This is a genomic window from Bradyrhizobium sp. CCBAU 45384 (assembly GCF_028128665.1).
Taxonomy (GTDB): Bacteria; Pseudomonadota; Alphaproteobacteria; order Rhizobiales; family Xanthobacteraceae; genus Bradyrhizobium; species Bradyrhizobium manausense.
In genome coordinates, this window is sequence record NZ_LBIZ01000104.1 from 38,052 (window position 1) to 58,918 (window position 20,867).

General features: G+C 64.3%; 22 protein-coding genes and 1 pseudogene. 13 read left to right on the forward strand and 10 right to left on the reverse strand.

Going from position 1 to position 20,867, the window contains the following annotated elements; genetic code table 11:
• Positions 1–53: 53 nt before the first annotated feature.
• Positions 54–470, forward strand: coding sequence for a VOC family protein (locus tag XH80_RS14980; protein ID WP_271599217.1), 417 nt, complete (start codon positions 54–56; stop codon positions 468–470).
• A gap of 110 nt (positions 471–580) precedes the next feature.
• Positions 581–1,093, forward strand: a complete 513-nt coding sequence (locus tag XH80_RS14985) for a hypothetical protein (protein WP_271599218.1) — start codon at positions 581–583, stop codon at positions 1,091–1,093.
• Between the two features lie 48 nt (positions 1,094–1,141).
• Here XH80_RS14985 and XH80_RS14990 read toward each other — a convergent pair whose 3' ends face one another.
• On the reverse strand, positions 1,142–1,666 hold the full coding sequence (locus XH80_RS14990; RefSeq protein ID WP_271599219.1) for a hypothetical protein: 525 nt from the start codon (positions 1,664–1,666) through the stop codon (positions 1,142–1,144).
• Positions 1,667–1,951: 285 nt separating this feature from the next.
• Between XH80_RS14990 and XH80_RS14995 the strand changes: the two genes are divergently transcribed.
• A complete protein-coding gene (locus tag XH80_RS14995) occupies positions 1,952–3,949 on the forward strand; it encodes a DEAD/DEAH box helicase (protein WP_271599220.1) in 1,998 nt (665 codons plus the stop codon).
• A gap of 76 nt (positions 3,950–4,025) precedes the next feature.
• Here XH80_RS14995 and XH80_RS15000 read toward each other — a convergent pair whose 3' ends face one another.
• Both XH80_RS15000 and XH80_RS15005 read right to left on the reverse strand, forming a co-directional pair.
• Complete coding sequence (locus XH80_RS15000) at positions 4,026–4,322, reverse strand: hypothetical protein (RefSeq protein ID WP_271599221.1); 297 nt, start codon at positions 4,320–4,322, stop codon at positions 4,026–4,028.
• Positions 4,323–4,411: 89 nt separating this feature from the next.
• Positions 4,412–4,951, reverse strand: a complete 540-nt coding sequence (locus XH80_RS15005; RefSeq protein ID WP_271599222.1) for a GNAT family N-acetyltransferase — start codon at positions 4,949–4,951, stop codon at positions 4,412–4,414.
• Between the two features lie 143 nt (positions 4,952–5,094).
• Between XH80_RS15005 and XH80_RS15010 the strand changes: the two genes are divergently transcribed.
• The 3 genes from XH80_RS15010 (at position 5,095) to XH80_RS15020 (ending at position 6,663) form a co-directional block, all read left to right on the forward strand.
• Positions 5,095–5,484 carry a COG4315 family predicted lipoprotein gene (locus XH80_RS15010; RefSeq protein WP_057744372.1) on the forward strand — a complete coding sequence of 130 codons (390 nt, stop codon included), beginning with the start codon at positions 5,095–5,097 and terminating at the stop codon, positions 5,482–5,484.
• Between the two features lie 449 nt (positions 5,485–5,933).
• Entirely contained in the window at positions 5,934–6,320 is a 387-nt protein-coding gene (locus tag XH80_RS15015) for a phasin (RefSeq protein WP_271599223.1), read from the forward strand.
• 31 nt (positions 6,321–6,351) lie between these two features.
• Entirely contained in the window at positions 6,352–6,663 is a 312-nt protein-coding gene (locus XH80_RS15020; RefSeq protein WP_333932369.1) for a hypothetical protein, read from the forward strand.
• Here the strand turns inward: XH80_RS15020 and XH80_RS15025 are convergent.
• Together XH80_RS15025 and XH80_RS15030 are read right to left on the reverse strand one after the other, a co-directional pair.
• Positions 6,597–7,307 (reverse strand): Crp/Fnr family transcriptional regulator, encoded by a 711-nt coding sequence (locus XH80_RS15025; protein ID WP_271599224.1) that lies wholly within the window; start codon positions 7,305–7,307, stop codon positions 6,597–6,599. The two genes, XH80_RS15020 and XH80_RS15025, sit on opposite strands and share 67 nt — an antisense overlap.
• Before the next feature lie 309 nt (positions 7,308–7,616).
• Positions 7,617–8,171, reverse strand: a complete 555-nt coding sequence (locus tag XH80_RS15030) for a PAS domain-containing protein (RefSeq protein ID WP_271599225.1) — start codon at positions 8,169–8,171, stop codon at positions 7,617–7,619.
• Positions 8,172–8,640: 469 nt separating this feature from the next.
• On the opposite strand from XH80_RS15030, the gene XH80_RS15035 reads away from it, so the two are divergent.
• Both XH80_RS15035 and XH80_RS15040 read left to right on the forward strand, forming a co-directional pair.
• On the forward strand, positions 8,641–9,447 hold the full coding sequence (locus XH80_RS15035; RefSeq protein ID WP_271599339.1) for a rhomboid family intramembrane serine protease: 807 nt from the start codon (positions 8,641–8,643) through the stop codon (positions 9,445–9,447).
• Between the two features lie 188 nt (positions 9,448–9,635).
• A complete protein-coding gene (locus XH80_RS15040; protein ID WP_057744276.1) occupies positions 9,636–10,064 on the forward strand; it encodes a CBS domain-containing protein in 429 nt (142 codons plus the stop codon).
• 103 nt (positions 10,065–10,167) lie between these two features.
• Here the strand turns inward: XH80_RS15040 and XH80_RS15045 are convergent, their stop codons facing one another.
• On the reverse strand, positions 10,168–11,199 hold the full coding sequence (locus tag XH80_RS15045; protein ID WP_271599226.1) for a patatin-like phospholipase family protein: 1,032 nt from the start codon (positions 11,197–11,199) through the stop codon (positions 10,168–10,170).
• A gap of 233 nt (positions 11,200–11,432) precedes the next feature.
• On the opposite strand from XH80_RS15045, the gene XH80_RS15050 reads away from it, so the two are divergent.
• The gene (locus XH80_RS15050) at positions 11,433–12,518 is read left to right on the forward strand and encodes a hypothetical protein (protein WP_271599227.1); all 1,086 of its coding nucleotides are present in this window, start codon (positions 11,433–11,435) and stop codon (positions 12,516–12,518) included.
• A 322-nt stretch (positions 12,519–12,840) separates the two neighbouring features.
• Positions 12,841–13,071, forward strand: a complete 231-nt coding sequence (locus XH80_RS15055; protein ID WP_271599228.1) for a hypothetical protein — start codon at positions 12,841–12,843, stop codon at positions 13,069–13,071.
• Between the two features lie 16 nt (positions 13,072–13,087).
• Here XH80_RS15055 and XH80_RS15060 read toward each other — a convergent pair whose 3' ends face one another.
• Complete coding sequence (locus XH80_RS15060; protein ID WP_271599229.1) at positions 13,088–14,080, reverse strand: zinc-dependent alcohol dehydrogenase family protein; 993 nt, start codon at positions 14,078–14,080, stop codon at positions 13,088–13,090.
• Positions 14,081–14,185: 105 nt separating this feature from the next.
• Between XH80_RS15060 and XH80_RS15065 the strand changes: the two are divergent.
• Positions 14,186–14,395: pseudogene (locus XH80_RS15065) on the forward strand (LysR family transcriptional regulator); the annotation flags it as partial.
• A gap of 582 nt (positions 14,396–14,977) precedes the next feature.
• On the opposite strand, the gene XH80_RS15070 reads toward XH80_RS15065, so the two are convergent.
• The 3 genes from XH80_RS15070 to thrS all read right to left on the reverse strand — a co-directional run bounded on the left by XH80_RS15070 (position 14,978) and on the right by thrS (position 19,009).
• Entirely contained in the window at positions 14,978–16,246 is a 1,269-nt protein-coding gene (locus XH80_RS15070) for a serine hydrolase domain-containing protein (protein WP_271599230.1), read from the reverse strand.
• 63 nt (positions 16,247–16,309) lie between these two features.
• The gene (locus tag XH80_RS15075) at positions 16,310–16,873 is read right to left on the reverse strand and encodes a nitroreductase family protein (RefSeq protein WP_271599231.1); all 564 of its coding nucleotides are present in this window, start codon (positions 16,871–16,873) and stop codon (positions 16,310–16,312) included.
• A gap of 93 nt (positions 16,874–16,966) precedes the next feature.
• Positions 16,967–19,009, reverse strand: coding sequence for a threonine--tRNA ligase (gene thrS / locus XH80_RS15080; RefSeq protein WP_271599232.1), 2,043 nt, complete (start codon positions 19,007–19,009; stop codon positions 16,967–16,969).
• A 185-nt stretch (positions 19,010–19,194) separates the two neighbouring features.
• Here thrS and XH80_RS15085 point away from each other — a divergent pair, with 185 nt between their 5' ends.
• Positions 19,195–20,367: an MFS transporter gene (locus tag XH80_RS15085; protein WP_271599233.1), complete on the forward strand. Its 1,173-nt coding sequence runs from the start codon at positions 19,195–19,197 to the stop codon at positions 20,365–20,367.
• A 90-nt stretch (positions 20,368–20,457) separates the two neighbouring features.
• Positions 20,458–20,853: a hypothetical protein gene (locus XH80_RS15090; protein ID WP_057744261.1), complete on the forward strand. Its 396-nt coding sequence runs from the start codon at positions 20,458–20,460 to the stop codon at positions 20,851–20,853.
• The last annotated feature ends 14 nt before the right edge of the window (positions 20,854–20,867 follow it).

Genomic DNA, 20,867 nt, shown 5'->3' on the forward strand with positions numbered 1-20,867 from the left:
CATTCCGCCTTGCTCCATGCGGGCTACGGGTCAGAATTTGGAATGAAGCTGCGATGACGAACGAACAACCTACCCGCACCCATTCCCCCTTCAGCGCCATCCGCGCGATCGACTACACCGTCATCTTCGTGCGCGACATGGACGCGATGCGCCGTTTCTACGAGGACGTGCTCGCTCTGTCGCCGTTGCGCGAGTTGTCGCCGAACTGGATCGAATACGGGATCGGCAGCAACACGCTCGCATTGGCGCGGCCGAGCCGTACCGCCGGAGACGCGCCGACGCCGGTGGGCAGTGCTTCGCTGCAACTGGCTTTCAAGGTCTCTCCGGCGGAGGTCGATGCCTGCGCCGAGGAGCTCGTGCGGCAGGGCGTGGCGCTGCTGTCGCCGCCGACGAACCAGCCGTTCGGGCATCGCACGTTGTTTTTCAGGGATCCCGACGGCAATCTTCTGGAAATCTACGCCGAGATCTGAGTTGGATGGAACCTAATGCCGCAAAAGCTCCACAGAGAATCCGCGAATGATCCACTTGGGCGTGAAACTTAAGCCCGGGTTCCGGCTTTGAGTTTGCGGGAGAGTATATCGTGAAGCGAATCCTGGAACCCATCACCTACGTCCTGGCCGCCGTCTACTTCCTGGTGGATGCGGTGTTCATGGCCGTGGCGATGCCGATCTCGCGCTGGATTGCCCGGCATTTCGAGTTCAAGCGGCTCCGCGCCTGGATCAGATCGCTGCCGCCTTATCCCTCGCTGGCGCTGTTTTCCGTGCCCGTGCTCATTCTGGAGCCGATCAAGCCGGTGGCGGCATACCTCGTTGCAACAGGTCAGTTCCTGAGCGGCGTGGCGGCGTTCGTCGGCTGCGAGCTGCTCAAGCTTGTGCTGGTCGAGCGCCTGTTTCACCTGACGCGCGACAAGCTGATGCGGATCCCGGCGTTCGCGTGGGTTTACGGCAAGTTCACCGAGATGAAGGCATGGCTGCAGGCGACCGAAGCCTGGCGCGCGATCCGCGCCTTAAGTCTGGCGGCCAAAGACTGTGTCGCGCGGGCCAGAGCAAGGCTGGCCGAAAGCTTCAGCAGGCCCGTGACATCAAGGGATTAGGGCCGCGCTGGCCAGGCCGTAGGCGGGGACCAGTGGGGCATGCATCCGTCAATCGTCGACGGAATCTGAGGCGGCGTTAAGCTCCTTCACCACCGTTGCGCCGACGACCTTCGCGCCCTCCAACTCGCGCACGATGCGGTCATCCGGTCCGACGATGCCGAGATCGAATTCGCGCTCCGGCGTGATCAAGATCATGCGCTGGCCGACGATGACGACGACCGTCATGTCGTCGCGCTCGCCTTCCTCGGCCCAGGCGCGGATCTCGCTGGCGTAGGGCTCCCTGCGCCACGCATGGGGCGTGCCGGGATCGCAGCGGATCTCGATGCCGTCCTCCGAGGTGGTCAGAACCAGCTTGGAGCGGCTCGGCTTCCAGCGCTCGTCGAGCAGGTTGTTGATGAGCCAGAGGCAACTGAAGCTGCCGCATTCGGTAGGCCGTTCGACGTAGATCGTGCAACCGCGGCCGGGATTGCAATGCGCGCACCAGTTGCCTGCCGGCTTGGCGAGCGCCTCGATAGCCATCACTTTGCAGCAAAGCGTGCATTCGCCGCACTGGCGTTCGTCCGACGAGGCCATGCGTCCATTCCGGTACGTCCAAACGTGGGCAATTTAAGCGAGATGGCCGCAAAAGTCCGCCATTCCGGCCCGAAATCGCGTTTGGGGCAGGGCCAGCATCCCGCACCTGTTCACCCTGTCGCCAATGCCATGCATCAAAACCATGGTGATTTGACAGCTTCTGGCGTAAAGAGCGTCCAAATCGAAATCATCAAGGGTGTGATCGGGCCTGCTGCAGTGATTGCAGCGTCAAGGTCCCTCGGCTCTTTCCGTTCCGCGCCCGGACCAACCAAGGTTTTCCATTCCGTGTCTTTTCCGGCCCTGACCCCGCCGCTCGCCCGTGCTTTGGCCGAGCGCAATTATGATTCACCGACACCTGTCCAGCTCGCCGTGCTCGGCGAGGATGCTGTCGGCCGCGACCTCCTGGTGTCGGCGCAAACAGGCTCGGGCAAGACCGTTGCGTACGGGCTGGCCATGGCCAGGGACCTTCTGGGCGATGCCGAGCGGTTCGCGCAGGCCGCGGCGCCTCTGGCGCTGATCGTCGCGCCGACCCGCGAGCTCGCCTTGCAGGTCCAGCGCGAGCTGACCTGGCTCTATCAGCATGCCGGGGCGCGCGTCGTCTCCTGCGTCGGCGGCATGGACCCGCGCCGCGAGCAGCGCGAGCTCGCCGCCGGCGCCCACATCGTGGTCGGCACGCCGGGCCGCCTGTGCGATCATCTCAGGCGCAATCGCCTCGACACCTCCGAATTGAAGGTCGTCGTGCTCGACGAGGCCGACGAGATGCTCAATCTCGGCTTCCGCGAGGACATGGAGTTCATCCTCGAGACCACGCCGGAGACGCGGCGCACGCTGCTGTTCTCGGCGACCTTTCCGCGCGGCATCGTGGCGCTGGCGAAACAGTACCAGCAGGACGCATTTCGCATCGAGGTCGCGGGCGACGAGGGCGGTCACGCCGACATCGAGTACCGTGCCATCCGGGTCGCTCCCGGTGATGCCGAGCATGCGGCCGTCAACGTGCTGCGCTTCTACGAGGCACCGAGCGCGCTGGTGTTCTGCAACACGCGCGATGCGGTCAGGCATTTGCAGGCGGCACTGCTTGAGCGCGGCTTCTCCGTGGTCGCGCTGTCGGGCGAGTTGACGCAGAACGAGCGCACTTTGGCGCTCCAGTCGCTCCGGGACGGGCGCGCCCGCGTTTGCGTCGCGACCGACGTCGCCGCGCGCGGCATCGACCTGCCGAGCCTCGATCTCGTCATTCACGCCGATTTGCCGAACGACCCCGAGGTGATGCAGCATCGCTCGGGCCGCACCGGTCGCGCGGGCCGCAAGGGCACAAGCGTGCTGCTGGTGCCGCCGGCACGACGGCGTCGTGCAGAGTTGCTGCTCAATCTCTCGGGCACCGAGGCGGTCTGGGGCACGGCGCCGCAGGCGGATGAAATCCGCAAGCTCGATCATGAGCGCATGAAGGAGGTGTTGTTCACCGAGGAGACGACATCAGACGATCTGGAGCTGGCGAAGGCTCTGCTGGCCGAGCGGTCGGCGGAGGATATCGCCGCCGCGCTTGCGCGGCTCTATCGCGCCCGGCTGCCGTCGCCTGAGGACATCATCGATCCCGGCGAGGAGCGCGGACGGCGCGAGCATCGCAGCCGCGACGATCGCGCGCCGCGCGGCGACGATCGCTCCGAGCGCCCTCGCGCCAAATCGGCGAAAGGGTCATCAAAACATGTGATGACGGAGCCGACGGTTTGGTTCCGGGCTGCCATCGGCCGCCGCAAGAATGCGGAGGCGCGCTGGCTGCTGCCGATGATCTGCCGCCGAGGCGGCATCGACAAGCGCGACATCGGCGCGATCAAGATCAGCGACACCACCACCGAGTTCGAGATCTCCGAGCGCGTCGCGGAAAGTTTTGCAGCCAAGGTCAAGCGACCGGACAAGGAAGACAGCATCCGCATCGAGCTGGTGACGGCGGCGCCGCAGGCGGCGGCAGCAGTGGAGAAGCGCCCACGCGCTCCGCAGCGCGATGACGGAGACGACGATCATGTCGTTCGCCGCAACGACGATCCCTGGAACGTGGGTGAGCCGAAGCGGCACGACAGGCCGCGGGGAAAGCCTGACACGAAGCACCAGGGCAGGCCGTACGCAAAGCCCCACGCAAAGCCTCACGACGGCGGCAAATCCGGCAAGCCGGCGTTCGGGAAGAAGAACAAGACATTCGGAAACAAATCCAGTGACGCCAAATACGCGCCGTCGGTCACCGAATGGCCGGGCGCGTCGGGCAAGAAGAACAAGAAGAAGCGCCGCGGCTGAGCGGCCGCCGATGGCGCAGGCAGCGAGATGCCGCCGGATTGCACCGGCGACATCGTCTGAAAAGTTAGCCGTGGGCTCAGCGGCCGCCGCCACCTCCGCCTCCACCGCCACCACCTCCGCCGCCGGCATCACGCATGGAGGAGCTGTAGCGCGGGTCGATCTGCTTCATGTAGGTCGGCGACGTATCGCGGTCGACCCGAACGACGTGACGCCGGGCGGGCGGTGGGTCCGGCAGCGGGATGATGCCGCAGCCTCCGAAGAAATCGACGTCGCAGCGATAGGTATGGAATTGCACCGCATTGGCGCTGGTTGCAGTGAACGCGGTCGTGGCAACGAACGCTGTCAAAGCAAGTTTGGGCAATGTGAGTTTCATCGGAAATCTCCAGCCTCGGTTCGGCGAGACCGGAACGGCTCGCTCGATCCTTCGACGGAGGCTGATCGAAACCAGTTCGAGGGTTGGCTTCACGCCCGCGTGAGGCCGCGTGCGGGGAGGGGCGGCTGCTCGGCAAGCTCGCGCAGCATGTAGATTGCGCCTGCGCCGTAGGACGTCAGTTTGTCGCGCAAGGCCGCATCCGGTCCGACGGCGTGGAAGCCGAGACGCTCCCACAGCACGCGCGTATCGTAGACCGAGACCAGCGCAAGCATCGTGATGCCGGATGATCGCGCGAGCTGTTCAATGTCGGCGACATAGCCGCGCGCCACGCCGCCGCGGGCGTCGGGCAGCACGGCGACGTCGTGTATGTAGAGACAGTCGGCATGTTCAGGCAATTGGCCGAGGAAACCGTCGAGGGGCGGGATCTGTTGCTGCATCCAGGGATGCGCCAGGCCATAGCCTGCGATCCCGTCGCCTGCAGCGAGCACGCGGCAGCCATCCGGACAGAGCCGCATCTTTTCCGCGAGCACGTCGGGCCGCTCGGGCAGATCGGGATGGATCCGCGCCGCGATCGCACTGATCGCTGCGAGATCGGTGGCGTGCGCGCGGCGCCATCGAGGCTTGCTCATCTGTGCTGCTCCGTATCGTCAACCGCAATTTATTCCGCCGCCTTGATGCGCGCAGCCAAAAATATCTTGGCCCGCTTGCGAGGAATAGTGCGTGGGCCGCGGCGTCCTACCTCGTGCAAGCCATCTGCATGACAGGAGACACCATGACGACATCCTCGATCCGCCTCGTGCTCGCGTTCGCGGCAACGCTCGCGCTCGCCTCTGCGGCGCTCGCCGCACCGCCGACCAAGACCGGCAAGACCGACAAAGGCAGCGTGCTCACCGACGCCAAGGGCATGTCACTCTACACGTTCGACAAGGACATGGACGGCAAGTCGGCCTGCAACGGCCCCTGTGCGACGAATTGGCCGGCGCTGAAGGCCGAGGCCAGCGACACGCCCGGCGATGGCTACACCATCATCACCCGCGACGACGGCTCGAAGCAGTGGGCGTACAAGGGCAAGCCGCTCTACACCTTCGCCAAGGACACCAAGCCCGGCGACGTCACCGGCGACGGCTTTCTGAATGGCGCCTGGCATCTGGCGATGCCGTGATGGATCGATGATGCGGCCGGGCATCGCTTGTGCGGGCGATGTCCGGCGCAAGCTTGCGCCGATCTCAAGTTGGCGCATGCGATTGCAGCAACTTCAAAGAGGCGCGATGCGGTCATGCGCCGCTTCGCCGCATGATTCGAATAAAATCAAGCGAAGAGTCTGAAAGCGAACCGAAGCTTCCACTGTCGTTGGCCATAGTTGGCTTCGGCAGGGGGGCGGCGGCGGTCCAGCCGCAGTGGCATCCCACCAACATGAGAGCAAGGGTACTGATGTCCTGGTGCAGCAAGCACCTGGACGCGTCGGGGAGTCTTAAATCCATTATCTAGTTTCGCTTGAAAGGATGAAAGCCCGTGAGTGATGCCAATCTGAACGCCGAAACGAATGCTGCTCTGCAAAACGGAGGAACCGACGGAAGTGCAAAGCTCCAGTTCGACGTCCCGTTCTTCAACATGCAGACGATCTTCGGCAATCTCGCCGAACAGGGCGCATCACGGGCCCAGGCAAATTTTGCGCAGATCAAGTCGACCTCGGAGGAGATGACCGCAGCTCTCTGCGATGCCTGCTCGACCAATGCCCAGCGGGCCGCCGACTACCGCACCAAGGTCATCGAAATATCCCACGCCAACACCACGTCCACGCTGGAATTTTTTTCCCAGCTTGTCGATGCGAGGTCGTTTGCCGATCTCATAGATCTCTCCACCGCTCATAGCCGCAAGATGCTTGAAACAGCTTCGGCCCAGAATCGCGAGCTATGGGACCTCGCCCAGAGGGTTGCGACCGAAACGGCTGAGCCGATCAAGCAGAGCTTGGATCGCGTATTGCGTAGCGCTGCTTGAGTCGAAGCGGTTGGCCGCGCGGACCGGCTGGGTGAGCGTCTTCGCAAGAAAAGATGCCATCCAGCCGGTGCGGCCCCCTCATAGTCGAGGTGATGCCAAGCTGGAGGAAATCGGGATGGGTATGGTGATGATCAAGTGCCCGGAAACGGGAAGGGTCATTTCGACGGGCATCGAGATGGATCGCGAAAGGTTTCGGTGCACTGCGGTGTTCTTCTCGCGGACCTATTGCAAGATGTGCGCGGCGACGCACGAGTGGTTCGCCAAGGAAGCCTGGGTCTACGAGTCGGCCTTGGCGAACGGGACGTCCGGCGGCAGGGAATCGTTCGGCGGCGGCGCGGCGTGAAGCACCTTCAAGGCATCCTGCGAAACGATCCGGTCGATCCTGCGGCTCATCACCTTGTAGCACTCGCATGCGACGACTTCGAGGCGCCGCCTGTCGATCTCGAGTTGACCGCGCCGGCTGGATTTCAGCGCCCTTGACGTCCGAAGGGCCCCAATGACGTGCGTGACCGTGGTACGCCGGACGCCGAGCAATTCGGACAGCGTCTCTTGCGTCAAGGGCAGGACGTCACCGCCATCGGTCCGATCGTGGATGTGAAGCAGCCAGCGGGCTAGGCGGGCTTCGACGGAGTGCAGCGCGTTGCAGGCTGCGACATGCTGGATTTGCGTCATCAGCGCCCTGGAGAGAAGCTGAACCAAACCTCTGAGAGCGGGGCTGCGTTCGAGCGCCGTCTGAAATCGCGTGGGTGATATCTGCAACGCCGCGCCGGCGACGCGCACGACCGCGGTCATGGGTGAGCGGAGCGGCCCTAGCGCCGTCATGAGGCCGATGGCGGCGTCGTTGCCGACCACGGCGGTTGCGGCGGTCTGTCCGTTCGGCAGCTCCATGATGAGGGCGATTGCGCCGCTACAGGGGAAGTAGATGTGATCGATCCGGTCGCCCGATCGAACCAGGACTGCGTCGTGCTCCAGCGGTACTTTCCGCAAATGCGGCGCAAGCAAAGCAAAATCGGCTGGCGGTAACGCAGCTAGCAGGCGATTACCAACTCTGGTCGCGCGCTCCATCACGGGTAGTTACCCCTCGACGGAAGCGGCTGGGAAACGCATCGTCTCAGCCGAGCCGCGTTGCCGCGCAGATACTCGCGCGGCAAAACAGACAAACGTATCCTAGCAGGTAAGGTTCCGTTGATCGATCGCAAGCCTTGGGCCTTGAGCCGTCGTCTCTGATCGTCATCTGATTCAGAAAACGATCGTCAGGCCGTTTTCACACGCTGCGCGCACGGCGCGATCGTTGCTCTACCTTAGCCCCTCATACACCATCAATCCGCGGGCGATCTGCAGTTTGCGGATCGCGCGCGGCAGCAGTTTCTCCGGCTGGTGCAGGTAGCGCCAGGAGATGACGGTGAACGGGCCGAGCGCGCCGCATTCATCGTCGAACGGCGCGAGCACGCCGGTCACGCTGACAGGCGTATGCGGGCGGGCGTTGAAGGGCAGCAGCAGCAGCTCGAGATGCGCCTTGCTGCCGTCCTCGCGCTGCGCGGTGAGACCTGCGATCGCGCCTAAGGTCTCGTCGGCGACAATGGTCGTGATCTCCTCGATCTCGCCGCGGCTCGCGTCGGTGAACAGCGCGGCAAAGCCCTGGTCCTTGAGATCGCGGCCGGCCAGCGCGCAGACCCGCGTGCCGGCGACGCGGAACGGAAAGCCAAGTTTTTGCTCGCAAGACAGCACGAAGATGTCGCCGAGCAGCTCGCGCACCGCGGCCGGGTCGATATCGGCCCGGTCAGGGGCCCGCGCGCTGCCGCGCTTGTTGTCCCAATACGCGAAGAATGCGCGGCTCGATGGATGTTTCATGTTCGACGCTTACCCTCGGCGCAACCTCATGGGACAAAGCTGTCCCGCTTCAGCGCACCTGAGATCCCTTTGATGTTGTGCAGGAGGGGAATTGCAGCGTCCATGCCGCGGGCGTGTTTTTGGCATCGGCAGCGATGTCTTTGCGTCGTTAACGTTAAATTAACTATGCGCTTTGCCCGTCCGGCACGCCTGCTATGGTGATCCCGGTCGCAAGCCTCGCCGCTTTCTCCAGGTTCTCGGCGAGGCCTGTACACGGGCGTCAAACAGTTTGGTCACTGGCCGCGGGGAGGGGTGGGGATACTCCTTGTTCTCCCGTCGCGTCGGAAAGGCCGACACGGACAGGCAGGGCTTTCCCAGGGCCCTGCCTTTTCCTTTGGTGCACTTGCGCAAGGCCGGTAAAGGCGACTATCTCCAGATCCCTTGCTTCGAGAAGCCCTCTGCCTCGATCGCGCCTGAAAGCGAAACCGCCTTGGATTCCCCGTCACAACCCCCGTCGGACCATCAGGTCGTCGAAGAGGCCCCGCGCGAGCCGATCCTGACCCTGCCGTGGCCGCTGACGGCCTATGTCGCCCTGCTGGCGCTGATCCATCTGCGGGTGCTGCTGCCGCCGGAGCTGGAGAACTGGACTATCGACGTCTTCGGCTTCATTCCGAAGCGCTACGATTCCTCGCTGGTCAATCTGCAGTTCGAGGGCGGCGCCGGCGCCAAGGTTTGGACCTTCGTCACCTATTCGCTGCTGCACGCCAATCTCACCCATCTCGCCTTCAACGTGTTGTGGCTGCTGCCGTTCGGCAGCGCGCTGGCGCGGCGCTTCGGGGCTTTGCGCTTCTTCGTGTTCCTGGCGGTGACGGCGGCGGCCGGCGCGCTTGCCCATCTCGTCACCCACGAGCATGCGGTGGTGCCGATGATCGGCGCCTCGGCCTCGGTCTCGGGCGCGATGGCGGCGGCGATCCGCTTCGCCTTCGTGCGCGGCAGCTTCCTGTCGTTCAGCCGTTCGGATGCCGATACCGCCGCAAAAGTTCCGGCGCTGCCGCTGTTTCGGGCGCTGCGCGATCGACGGATCGTCGGCTTCCTCGCCGTATGGTTCGCCCTCAACATCATCTTTGGCGTCGGCGGGATCGGCGTCGAAGGCGACAGCGCAGGTGTCGCCTGGGAAGCGCATATCGGCGGCTTCTTCGCAGGCCTGTTGCTGTTCACGCTGTTCGATCCGGTGCCGCGCGTGCGAAGCCATGATGCTGCGGATGCGTCATCACAGGACATTTCAGACGGTATTTGAAGCGGCGCTTGCGGCGCAGCCCGAATTCATCCATCATTTGCGGGAAGAATGTTCCGAAGCAGCAAGCTGATGGAGGCTGCACTTCGCAAAGCGCTCGAGCCTGCAACCGGCGCTGAAACTGTTAGTTGAAGACTCGCGAACAAGTCCGGACCGCGCAAAGCGGACGGATCCGATTCAGGGAGGCAACAATGACGGTACGTTCCATTCTCAATACCAAGGGCCACCAGATCATGAGCGTCGCGCCCGACGCCAAGCTCGCCGCCGCCGTCAAGCTGCTCGGCGAGAAGAAGATCGGCGCGGTGCTGGTGATGGACCAGAGCCGGCTCGAGGGCATCCTGTCCGAGCGCGACATCGTGCGCGTGCTCGGCGAGCGCGGCGCCGGCGTGCTGGACGAGCCGGTCTCCCAGGTCATGACGCGCAAGGTCGTGACCTGCAAGGAGACCGACACGGTCGCCGAGCTGATGGAGATGATGACCACAGGCAAGTTCCGCCACTTGCCGGTCGTCGACAACGGCAAGGTTGTCGGGCTGATCTCGATCGGCGACGTCGTCAAATGGCGCGTGCGCGAATACGAGTCCGAACAGGAAGCCCTGCGCGACTACATCAAGACGGCTTGAGGAGCTGGATCCGGAAAAGTGCGCAGCGGTTTTCCGAAAAGATCATGCTCAAACAATAACCTGAAGCGCGCTGACGATCCCTGATCTCAACGCGCGTCGGGTCTTATTCGACCGCTTTCGGCGCGGCGCCTTCGGGCGCGGGCGCCAGCACCTGGATCGTTTCCTGGATCTGTTCGAGCGCGCGCTCGGCGGCGCGCGCGCCGAGCGCGATCAGGTCCTCGGCACGATGAAAGTCGAACCAGCCGAACTGGCCGACCCGCGGCGTGATCAGAAAATCCGGCGGATCGCCGGCGAGCCGCGCCCGGGTGATGCGGTCCTGCATGATGTTGAAGGCATCGATCATGACCGACGAGATGCCTGGACGGCCGGCAGTGCCGAAAAACTCGCGCTTGACGGTTCTCTCCGCCGAGAAGATGCGCGGAAAACGCCGCTTGGCGGGGGTCTCTTCAGTGACAGGGGTGGCGACAGGCACGGGCATCGCCCCATGCGCATGGATCGTCGTCGAATGGGTGAAGATGTCGGTGGACAGATTGACCGCGATGACGATTTCGGCACCGAGCGCCCGCGCCGCCGACACCGGCACCGGGTTCACCAGCGCGCCGTCCACCAGCCAGCGATCGCCGACCATTACGGGCGCGAAGATGCCGGGCAACGCATAGGAGGCGCGCATCGCCTCGACCAGACGGCCGCGTGTCAGCCAGATCTCATGGCCGGTCCGGACCTCGGTCGCGACCGAGGCATATTTCATCGGCAGGTCCTCGATCAGGGTTTGGCCGATCGATTGCTCCAGCCGGCTTGCGAGCTTCTCGCCGCCGATCAGACCCGAGCCGTTGAGCCGGATGTCGAGATAGCCGAGGATGTTGCGCACGCCCTGCAGGCTGCGGGCCCAGTCTTCCAGCGCGTCGAGCCGGTCGGCCGCATAGGCGCCGCCGACCGCGGCGCCGATCGAGGTGCCGACCACGACATCGGGCACGATGCCGTTGGCCAGCAGCGTTCTCATGATACCGATATGGGCAAAACCGCGCGCCGCGCCGCCGCCGAGCGCAAGACCGATAACGGGCCGGCGGATACTGCCGAGACCGACTTTCTCGCCATTTGCGCCGTTCACACCCCGACCTCTCAACATATCCAGCACCGAAACTCTCCTACTCCGGGCCTTCCTCACTCCAGAGTAGGCGCCGCGCTTCCGCTTCGCCAGAAACAGGGCAAAGCATGGTTTATAGCGTTCGGGACGCAGGGGGCAGGAGTGTGGCGAGAGCCCGTTGCCTGAGATCTAATCACGCAGGCGTCAACCGGGTTCCACAGAACCGTAATCCATGGGATTTCAGAGGCTTGAATTTGCCGCGTTTTCGGTGAAAAGCAGGAAGCATGACTCCAGGGGGTGACGGCATCATCAGATGGCGGCGCGGCGGCAAGCTGCTGCCGGCGCTTGTCTTTGCCGCATCCTTGGCCGCGTGCCTCGTTACCTCGGGCCAAAACGCTGCGCGGGCGCAGCTTTTCTCCGATCGTCCGCCGCCAGTGCCGCCAGCCTCGGTGCCCGATCCCGGCGGCGCCGTCAGCCTCGCCCCGCCGTCCGGTCCCGGCGCCGGTCCCCCGAGCCTGCCGCCGACCCTGACCCAGCCGAATACACCGAGCATGCCGCCACCGGCCGTGTCGACGGTGCCGCCGTCCGCGCCGCTCAACGCGGCCGTGCCGGGCCAGGGTGTGCTGTCGCTGACCGCGAGATACGGCAAGGATTCTCCGGCGATCAACGGCGGCCTGGTCTGGCGCGTCTTTTCCGATCGTCCCGACGAGAACGGCACCTTCAGGCTGATCAAGGAGGACCGCAGCGCCACCCCCAGCATCGTGCTGCCGCCCGGCAATTACGTCGTGCACGTCGCCTTCGGCCTCGTCAGCGCGGTGCGCACCGTCAGTCTGAAGGCCGAGACCGACCGCGAGTCCTTCGTGCTGCCGGCCGGGGGCCTGCGCATCGAGGGCCGCGTCGGCACCAGCCGCATTCCGCAGAACCAAATCTCGTTTGCGATCTACAAGGGCAGCCAGTTCGAATCCGGCGAGCGCGCCGCGTTGGTGCCGAACGTCGCCGCCGGCGACGTCGTGCTGATCCCGGAAGGCACCTACTACATCATCTCCAATTACGGCGACGCCAATTCGGTGGTGCGCTCGGACATCCGCGTCCAGACCGGCAAGCTCACCGACGTCACCATCACCCACCGCGCTGCCGTGATCACGCTCAAGCTCGTCAGCGACAAGGGCGGCGAGGCGCTCGCCAACACCGCCTGGTCGGTGCTGACGCCCGGCGGCGACGTCATCAAGGAATCGATCGGCGCCTTCCCGCGCGTCGTGCTCTCCGAAGGCGAATACCGCGCCATCGCCAAGAACGAGGGCAAGGTCTACGAGCGCGGCTTCAACGTCGTCAACGGCGTCGACGGCGAGGTCGAGGTCGTGGCGCGGTAGTTGCGGCCTCCGCAACACCGCGCTTCTCATCCAGCGCATCTCCAGACGCGAGTTGGCCGCTAACATTTGTTGTGAACGTCCGGTGAGCGTCTGCTTACCGCGCGTTTCCACTGTGTTTTGATTTGAATACCGCTGTGAGCGCCGCGCAGCGAAGCGAAGGAAATAAGAAACACCGGCGGCATCGGCTTATTCCAGCCTCACCGCGACGTCGTCACAACCTTTGCAAGATACTCATTTCCGATAATCAATTTCATTCGCTTTCCGTCCTGCTGGGTTATATGTCGGACATCCGTCCAATGGGGACGCCGGCGCGGCCTCTTGCGTGGCCGGCAAGGAGCAGGGGACCAAGCGCGTCGGCATGTTCGAAGTGATCCTCACCAGGCGCAAACGGCTCGGTTGGCGGTGGCAGGTCTGCGATCAGTCCGGCAAGGTTTTTGCCGATGGCTTCGAGCGCACGCGTCCGTCAGCCAAATATCACGGCGAGCGGGCCCTGTTTTTCCTGTTGTCGCAGGCCTATCTGCGCAACCGCTCGGCGGCGTCGAGCGAGGATTAGCGCCAGTTCTGCGGCGCTAGATATCGACCACCAATTTGCCCTTGGCGGCGTGATCCCTGATCAGCGCATAGGCCTCGCCGACGCTCTCCATCGTGAAGCGCCTGGCATCGAGCAACGGCACCAGCTTGCCGGCCTCGGCGAGGCGCGTGGCTTCCGCCATGATCTCCCCGTGATGCGCACGGCCTTCGCCTGACAGCAGCGGCAGCAGCGTGAACACGCCGGAATAGGTCGCGGCGCGGAACGATAGCGGCGCCAACGCATGCGTGCCCCAGCCGAGCGCGCTGACGACGTGGCCGAAGCGGCGCACTGCCGCAAAGGAGGCATCGAGCACCTTGCCCCCGACGGTATCATAGACGATGTCGAAGCCGCGGCCGCCTGTGTGCTCAGAGATGTAGGCCTCAATTGAAGTGTCGCGGTCGATGAATACAGCGCCAAAACCTTCGATGGTCGCGCGCTGCGAGGCCGAGCCGGTCGCGAACACGTCCGCGCCGAATGCGTGTGCGATCTGGATCGCGACATGGCCGACGCCGCCCGCGCCACCATGGATCAACACCTGTTGGCCGGCCTTCAACGCGGCGCGGTCGATCAGGCCTTCCCACGCGGTGATGAAGATCAGGGGCAGGGCGGCGGCCTCGCGCATGCTCAGATTGGCCGGCTTTAGCGCCAGCAAGTCGGCATCGACGGCAGCGAATTCGGCAAGCGATCCCTGCACGCCACCGACGCCGCCTGTCATACCGTAGACCTCGTCGCCAACCTTGAACCGCGAGACCTCGCGTCCGGTCTGCTCCACCACGCCGGCGAGATCGATGCCGGGGATGGCCGGCAGCGGATGGCGCGCATGCGCGGCCGCGCCGGCATGGATCTTGGTGTCGAGCGGATTGACCCCGCTCGCGCTGATACGCACCAGCACCTCGCGCGGGCCTACCTCGGGCATGGAAATGGTTGAGATGCGCAAGGGGACGTTATGGGTCTCCAGTACGCCTGCGCGCATCGTCGATGGCTTGCTCATGATCGTTCTGCTCCGTTGTCGACCTCCAATATGCCCATAATTTTTTGTATGGTAAGTAAGAAGAACTGTACGATGACCGTGCATTTTTGAATGGGCGGGATTCCGATGGAATGGAGCGATCTGCGCATCTTCCTGGCGATTGCGCGCGAAGGCACGCTCGGGGCGGCCGCGCGCAAAATTGGCCAGACCCAGCCGACGATGGGACGGCGGCTGCGTGCGCTCGAAGCGGCACTTGGGCAGACGCTGTTCCAGCGCACGGCCGATGGCTTTGTGCTCACCGACGGCGCGATCAGGCTTTGCAGGGCGGGCAACCGTGAGCGAAACCATCGCGCAAACGACCGGTGTGGTCCGCGTACGGCAAGATCGTGTGGTCCTGGCGCCCGGAGCCTGTGCGCCAAGGCTCGTGGTGATGCGTGTGACCCGACCGGGTCCTTGCATCAGTCATCTGCGAGACGACGGGGGCAATAGTGCATCGCTCCCCGGGGAGATCACGACATAAGCCGTTCCAACCACTGCGCAGGGAAGGCCGGATGTTTCGGCTTCACCTGTATGCCGCTGTGCAGCCTCTTGTAGCGCAACCTATCGCACAGTGGACCGCGGGTGCCGGTCGGGCACCCGGTCTTCCCTGCGCCCTTTCATTGAGGGTGAGGCGATGAAGCAAAGCTCGGGCGAGATCAGCCGCGAGGATGCGATGGTGTGTCTACAATGAAGATGCGGATTGAAGGAGCGACGCCGCCGCCACACACTCCGTCATTGCGAGTGCAGCGAAGCAATCCAGAATCCCTCCGCGGAAAGACTCTGGATTGCTTCGCTGCGCTCGCAATGACGGTATGGAGAGAGTTTCGCACCAAACTTCAACCGCGTGCCCATGGAAGCCGGAAGTTCGGCCAGCGCGCCTCACGGGCGGCTTAGCTCGGGGGGAAAGCTCCCATAGACCAGTTCCTTGAAGGCGGGCGTGATGCGGCCGCGTTCGTTCTGGGTCTGCTGCATCAGGAGGTAGACCATATCGAGCTTGGGATCGACGCCGAAATAGGTGCCGCTGCCCGAGTCCCATTTCAATTCGCCGATCGAGCCCGCCGGCGGCGGCTTGGCGTTGCCGGGGTCGGTTCGGACCGCAAGGCCGTAGCCATAGCCGAAGCCATCGCCGGGGAAATAGAAATAGTCGCGTTCGACGCCGGAGCCGGGCCCGATCTGATCACTCGTCATGGCCCTGAAGGCGGCCGGGCTGAGGTAGCGTCTGCCATCGAGCTCGCCGCTGTTGAGCAGCATCTGCGCGAAGCGTTGATAGTCAGTGATGGTCGAGAGCAGGCCGCCGCCGCCGGATTGCCATTCCGGATGGTCGAGACGTTCGCGCTCGCCATCGAGCAGGATCTGGTCGCTCGGCAGCGGCCGCGCCAACCGCTCGATCTCGTCCGGTGTCGACAGCAGGAATTTGGTGCTGGTCATGCCGAGCGGATCGAAGATGCGCTGCTTCAGCGCATCGTACAGCGTCTGCCCGGTGATGATCTCGATGACGGCCCCGAGCACGTCGGTGGAGTGACCGTAGCGCCACAGCGTCCCCGGTTGGCGCGCCAGCGGGAGCCTGGCGATACGGTCGGCGAATTCCCGGTTGTTGAAGGGGCCTTCGAAGATATGCGCCGTCTTGTAGGCGAGCTCGACCCATCTGCCGCCGATATAATCGTAGGTGATGCCCGAGGTGTGCCGCATCAAATCCCTGATGGTCACCGCATGGACCGGCGGCACCACCTCGAGCGCCATCGAGCCATCGGGCTTGGTGATTTCCATTCCCACCTTCGTGGCAGCGAAGAGCGGGATGTATTTCGACACGGGATCGGTGAGCGCCAGCTTGCCCTCGTCGATCAACATCATCGCCGCCAGGCTGGTGATCGGCTTGGTCATCGAATGGACAGCGAAGATCGTGTCCGGCGTCATCGACAGCCGGGTCCTGACGTCGCGCACGCCGAACATCTTGAAATAGACAGGCTTGCCGTGCTGCTGGATCAGCACGATCGCGCCCGCCAAGCGGCCGCTGGTCACCTCGTTTTCGAAGAATGCGGTGATGCCTCGCAGCCTGTCGGGCGCGGGAGCGGGGACGTCGCCAGCGCGGCTCTGCGCCATCGTGCCGGCCAGCATCGCGGCCCCAACCAGAAATTCACGACGCTTCATCCGGGCTTCCTCCCTCGCCGGAAGCAAAGCCGCAAGACATCAGGGGCGTCAACGAAACTTCGATTAGAAACGGGTCACGATTTCGGAAAGGACCGGGCGCGGGCGATCCTCGCTCGGCTTGGTCGGTTTGCCGATATGCACGAGGCCTGCGAGTTTCTCGTCCGCCTTGAGGCCGAGTCCGTCAAGCACGTCGCGATCGAAGGCGAACCAGCCGGTCAGCCAGGCCGCGCCGTAGCCAAGCGCGGTGGCGGCCGTGACGATGTTCATGGCGCTGGCGCCCGCCGACAGCTCCTGCTCCCACGCCGGCACCTTGGGATGCGGCTTGGTGAAGCTGACGATCCCGATCACCAGCGGCGCATCGGTCAGGCGCTTGCGTTCGGTCTCGATATCGGCTGCGGGGGCGCCGGGATTCTTGCGGGCGAAGACTGTTGCGATCACCTCGCCGGCGCGCTGGCGCGCATCGCCCTCGAAAATGATGAAGCGCCAGGGCGTGAGCTTGCCGTGATCAGGCACGCGCGCGCCGATCGTGAGAATGGTCTCGAGCTCGGCCGGCGAGGGGCCGGGACCGGTCATCTCGCGCGGCTTGACCGAGCGGCGGGTTTTCAGGAGTTCGATGGCATCAGGCATTGCGATGGCCTCTTCGGATGGGCGACGGGCGTGCCATGCCGAGATAGGCATGCACGCCCGCAACCGAAAGCGATTTTAGATCGATTTCAACGATCAGACCGCGCCGCGCGCCCGCCGGACGTCAGGCGGGGTGGCCTCGTCGACGAGGGCGGCGATTGCCTCCTCCGTCGTCATCACCTTCTGGCCGTCGCTGCCAAGCCGGCGGACCGAGACCGAATGCGTCTCGGCCTCCTTCTTGCCGACCACGAGCAGCGCCGGAATCTTGGCCAGCGAATGCTCGCGGACCTTGTAGTTGATCTTTTCGTTGCGCAGGTCGATCTCGACACGCAACCCCGCGCGCCGCGCCTGCTCCAGCACCACCTTGGCGTATTCATCGCCTTCCGAGGTGATGGTGGTGACGACGGCCTGCACCGGCGAGAGCCAGAGCGGGAAGTTGCCGGCATAGTGCTCGATCAGGATGCCGATATAGCGCTCCATCGAGCCGCAGATCGCGCGGTGCACCATGACTGGCGGTTTCTTGGTGCCGTCATGGTCGATGTAGAACGCACCGAACCGTTCCGGCAGGTTGAAGTCGACCTGCGTGGTGCCGCACTGCCAGTCGCGACCGATGGCGTCGCGCAGCACGTACTCGAACTTCGGCCCGTAGAAGGCGCCTTCGCCCGGATTGATCTCGGTCTTGATGTGGTTGTTCTGCGCCTGGATCTCGCGCAGCACCGTCGCCATCACGCGCTCGGCGTGATCCCACATCGCATCCGTGCCGACGCGCTTTTCCGGCCGCGTCGACAGCTTGACCGTGAGATCGCCGGTGAAGCCGAAATCGGCATAGGTCGACAGGATCAGATCGTTGATCTTCAGGCATTCCTCGGCGAGCTGGTCCTCGGTGCAGAAGATGTGCGCATCGTCCTGGGTGAAGCCGCGCACGCGCATCAGCCCGTGCATGGCGCCGGACGGCTCATAGCGATGCACCACGCCGAACTCGGCGAGGCGCAAGGGCAGGTCGCGGTAGCTCTTCAGGCCATGCTTGAAGATCTGGACGTGGCCGGGGCAGTTCATCGGCTTCAGCGCGAACCAGCGCTTGTCCTCGGCCTCGTCGCCGGCCGACTGCGCCGCGAACATGTTCTCGCGGTACCAGCCCCAATGGCCAGAGGTCTCCCACAGCACCTTGTCGAGGATCTGCGGCGCGTTGACCTCGCTGTAATCGCCGGTCAGGCGGCGGCGCATATAGGCGATCAGCTGCTGGAAAATCGTCCAGCCCTTGGGGTGCCAGAACACGACGCCGGGACCTTCCTCCTGGAAATGGAAGAGGTCGAGCTCGCGTCCGAGCTTGCGATGGTCGCGCTTCTCGGCTTCCTCGATCTGCTTGAGGTAAGCGTCGAGGTCCTCCTGCTTGGCGAAGGCCGTGCCGTAGATGCGGGTCAGCATCGGATTTTTGCTGTCGCCGCGCCAATAGGCGCCGGCCACCTTCATCAGCTTGAAGGCGCCTCCGACCTTGCCGGTCGAGGTCATGTGCGGGCCGCGGCAGAGATCGAACCAGTCGCCCTGGTAGTAGATCTTGATCGGCTCGTTGCCGGGAATGGCGTCGACCAGCTCGACCTTGAACGCCTCGCCCTTGTCGCGGAACACCTGCTTGGTTTTCTCGCGATCCCAAACCTCTTTCGTGAAGGGCTTGTCGCGCGCGATGATCTCGCGCATCTTTTTCTCGATCGCGGCAAAGTCTTCCGGCGTGAACGGCTCATTGCGGAAGAAGTCGTAATAGAAGCCGTTCTCGATCACGGGGCCGATGGTCACCTGCGTGCCCGGCCACAGCGTCTGCACGGCTTCAGCGAGCACGTGGGCGCAGTCGTGGCGGATCAGCTCCAGCGCCTCCGGCTCGTCGCGCGAGATCAGCCTGAGCTTGGCATCGGCCTCGATGGGATCGTTGAGGTCGGTGAGCACGCCGTCGAGCATCATCGCCACGGTGCGCTTGGCGAGCGACGGCGAGATGCCCTTGGCGATGTCGAGGCCGGTGATGCTCTTGTCATATTGGCGCTGGGCGCCGTCGGGGAAGGTGAGGGTGACTTTGGCTGCGGGGGACACGGGCTTCAGATTGCTGAGGGAATATTGGAAGCCGGATTCGGATTTGGGCTGGTCGGACATTGCTTTTCTCCTGAGGCTCACTCCTGCGAACGAGCGCAGGTAAGCGGGAACGAGCGATATATCAGGCGATTCGGCCCGTGCAATCCGGCATTTCCAAGAAAGTGGCGCGCAAAAGCGGAGGCGGTGCGTCAACTATTTCGAGCCGCGCCCTTTAACCGGCCGCCAGCCGCTCTACATGCAGCTGCATGGAAAGTCCCCGCGCCGGCCGTTTTACGGCAACCGCCCTGATGCTTGGCAATCTCGTGACCGGCTGCTCGGTGCTGGCTCCTGCGGGGATGCTGCCGGAGATGTCGACCGGGCTCGGCATCAGCATCCACGCCGCCGGGCTGCTCATCACCTTTGGTGCGATCATCCTGTGCATCGGCTCGCCGCTGACGGCGTGGCTGACCAGCCGCATCGAACGGCGGACGCTGCTCACGACCACGCTTGCGGTGCTGGCCCTTGGCAATCTCGCCTCGGCCTTTGCACCCGACTACACGAGCCTCCTCCTCATCCGCCTGGTGATGCTCGCCGTCGGCGCGCTGTACACGCCGCAGGCCGCTGGCACGGCGGCGCTGATCGTGCCGGCGGAGCGGCGTGGCAGCACGATCGCCTATATCTTCCTCGGCTGGTCGCTTGCGGCCGCCGTCGGCCTGCCGCTGATCACCTTCATCGCCAGTCGCTATGGCTGGCGCGCCGCCTATGGCACGATCGGCGCGCTCGGATGTGTGAGCTTCCTGTTGCTGCTGGCGCGGCTGCCGGCCGGCCTGAAGGGTACGCCGGTCGACCTGAAGACGTGGAGCGAGGTTGGCCGCAACAGGTCTATCCTGCTGCTGCTTTTGATCACGATGCTGCAAATGTCCGGACAGTTCGCGGTGTTCACCTTCATGGGCCCGCTGCTCAAGAAGCTGACCGACGCAAGCCCGGACGCGATTGGCCTCGTGTTCGGCATCTACGGTGTGTGCGGCTTCCTCGGCGTCGTGGTGGCGAGCCGCATCGTCGATACCTGGGGCCCTTATCGGACGTCATTGCTGTTCACGTGCCTGTTGCTGGCGGGCATCTCGGGGTGGGCGATTAGCGCGGGCAGCCCGGTGTTGATGGCGACCGGGGTTGCGATCTGGGGGCTGGGCTTTGCCTCGACCAATTCGATGCAGCAGGTGCGGCTGGTCGCAGCCGCTCCGCCGCTTGCGCCCGCAACCGTCGCGCTCAATACATCGGTCCTCTATATCGGCCAGGCTATTGGCTCCGCCGTCGGCGGGCTGTTGTTTGCCCGCGACCTGCTGCACAGCACAGGCTTCGTGGCGGTCGGTCTCGTCGTCCTGGCGCTGGTCCTGGTGGTCCTGAGCCGGCCCCGGCCGGCCGCTGTGGCCTCGGTCTGATGGCTGTGTTTGCCTTGCGCAAGGCGCTTGGCAAACGGCGCGGGAGGGCGCTAGAAGGCCAGAGGTGGGGACCAAAGAGAGTTGACTGAAATGAGGATGATTCTGGCGATTGCCGCGGTGCTCTATTCAGCCTCCGCACTTGCGCAAACCGACAAGCCACCGATGGTGGGGGACAAGCCGCTGGTGCAGGTCAAGCCCAAGGGGACCAAGGCTGGGACCAAGGAGGCGGCTGCCAAGCCGGCCGCTGCTGCGGCAGCGAAGGGCAAGCCGCAATCGGTCGCGGCGCGGCTCCAGGCCTGTCTCGACGTGGATGATGGCACAAAGGACCGGCTCAATTGCTACGACGCCATCATCCCGCCCGCGCCCAAGCCGAAGCCGCCCAAGGCCAAGGGCTACGCCGATTGCAAATTCTTCAAGGAAGAGGACGAGCGGCTGGCCTGCTTCAACGGCTTTGCCGAGAGCATTCCGAAGCTGCCGAAGAGCTGAGCGCCCGGTCGCTC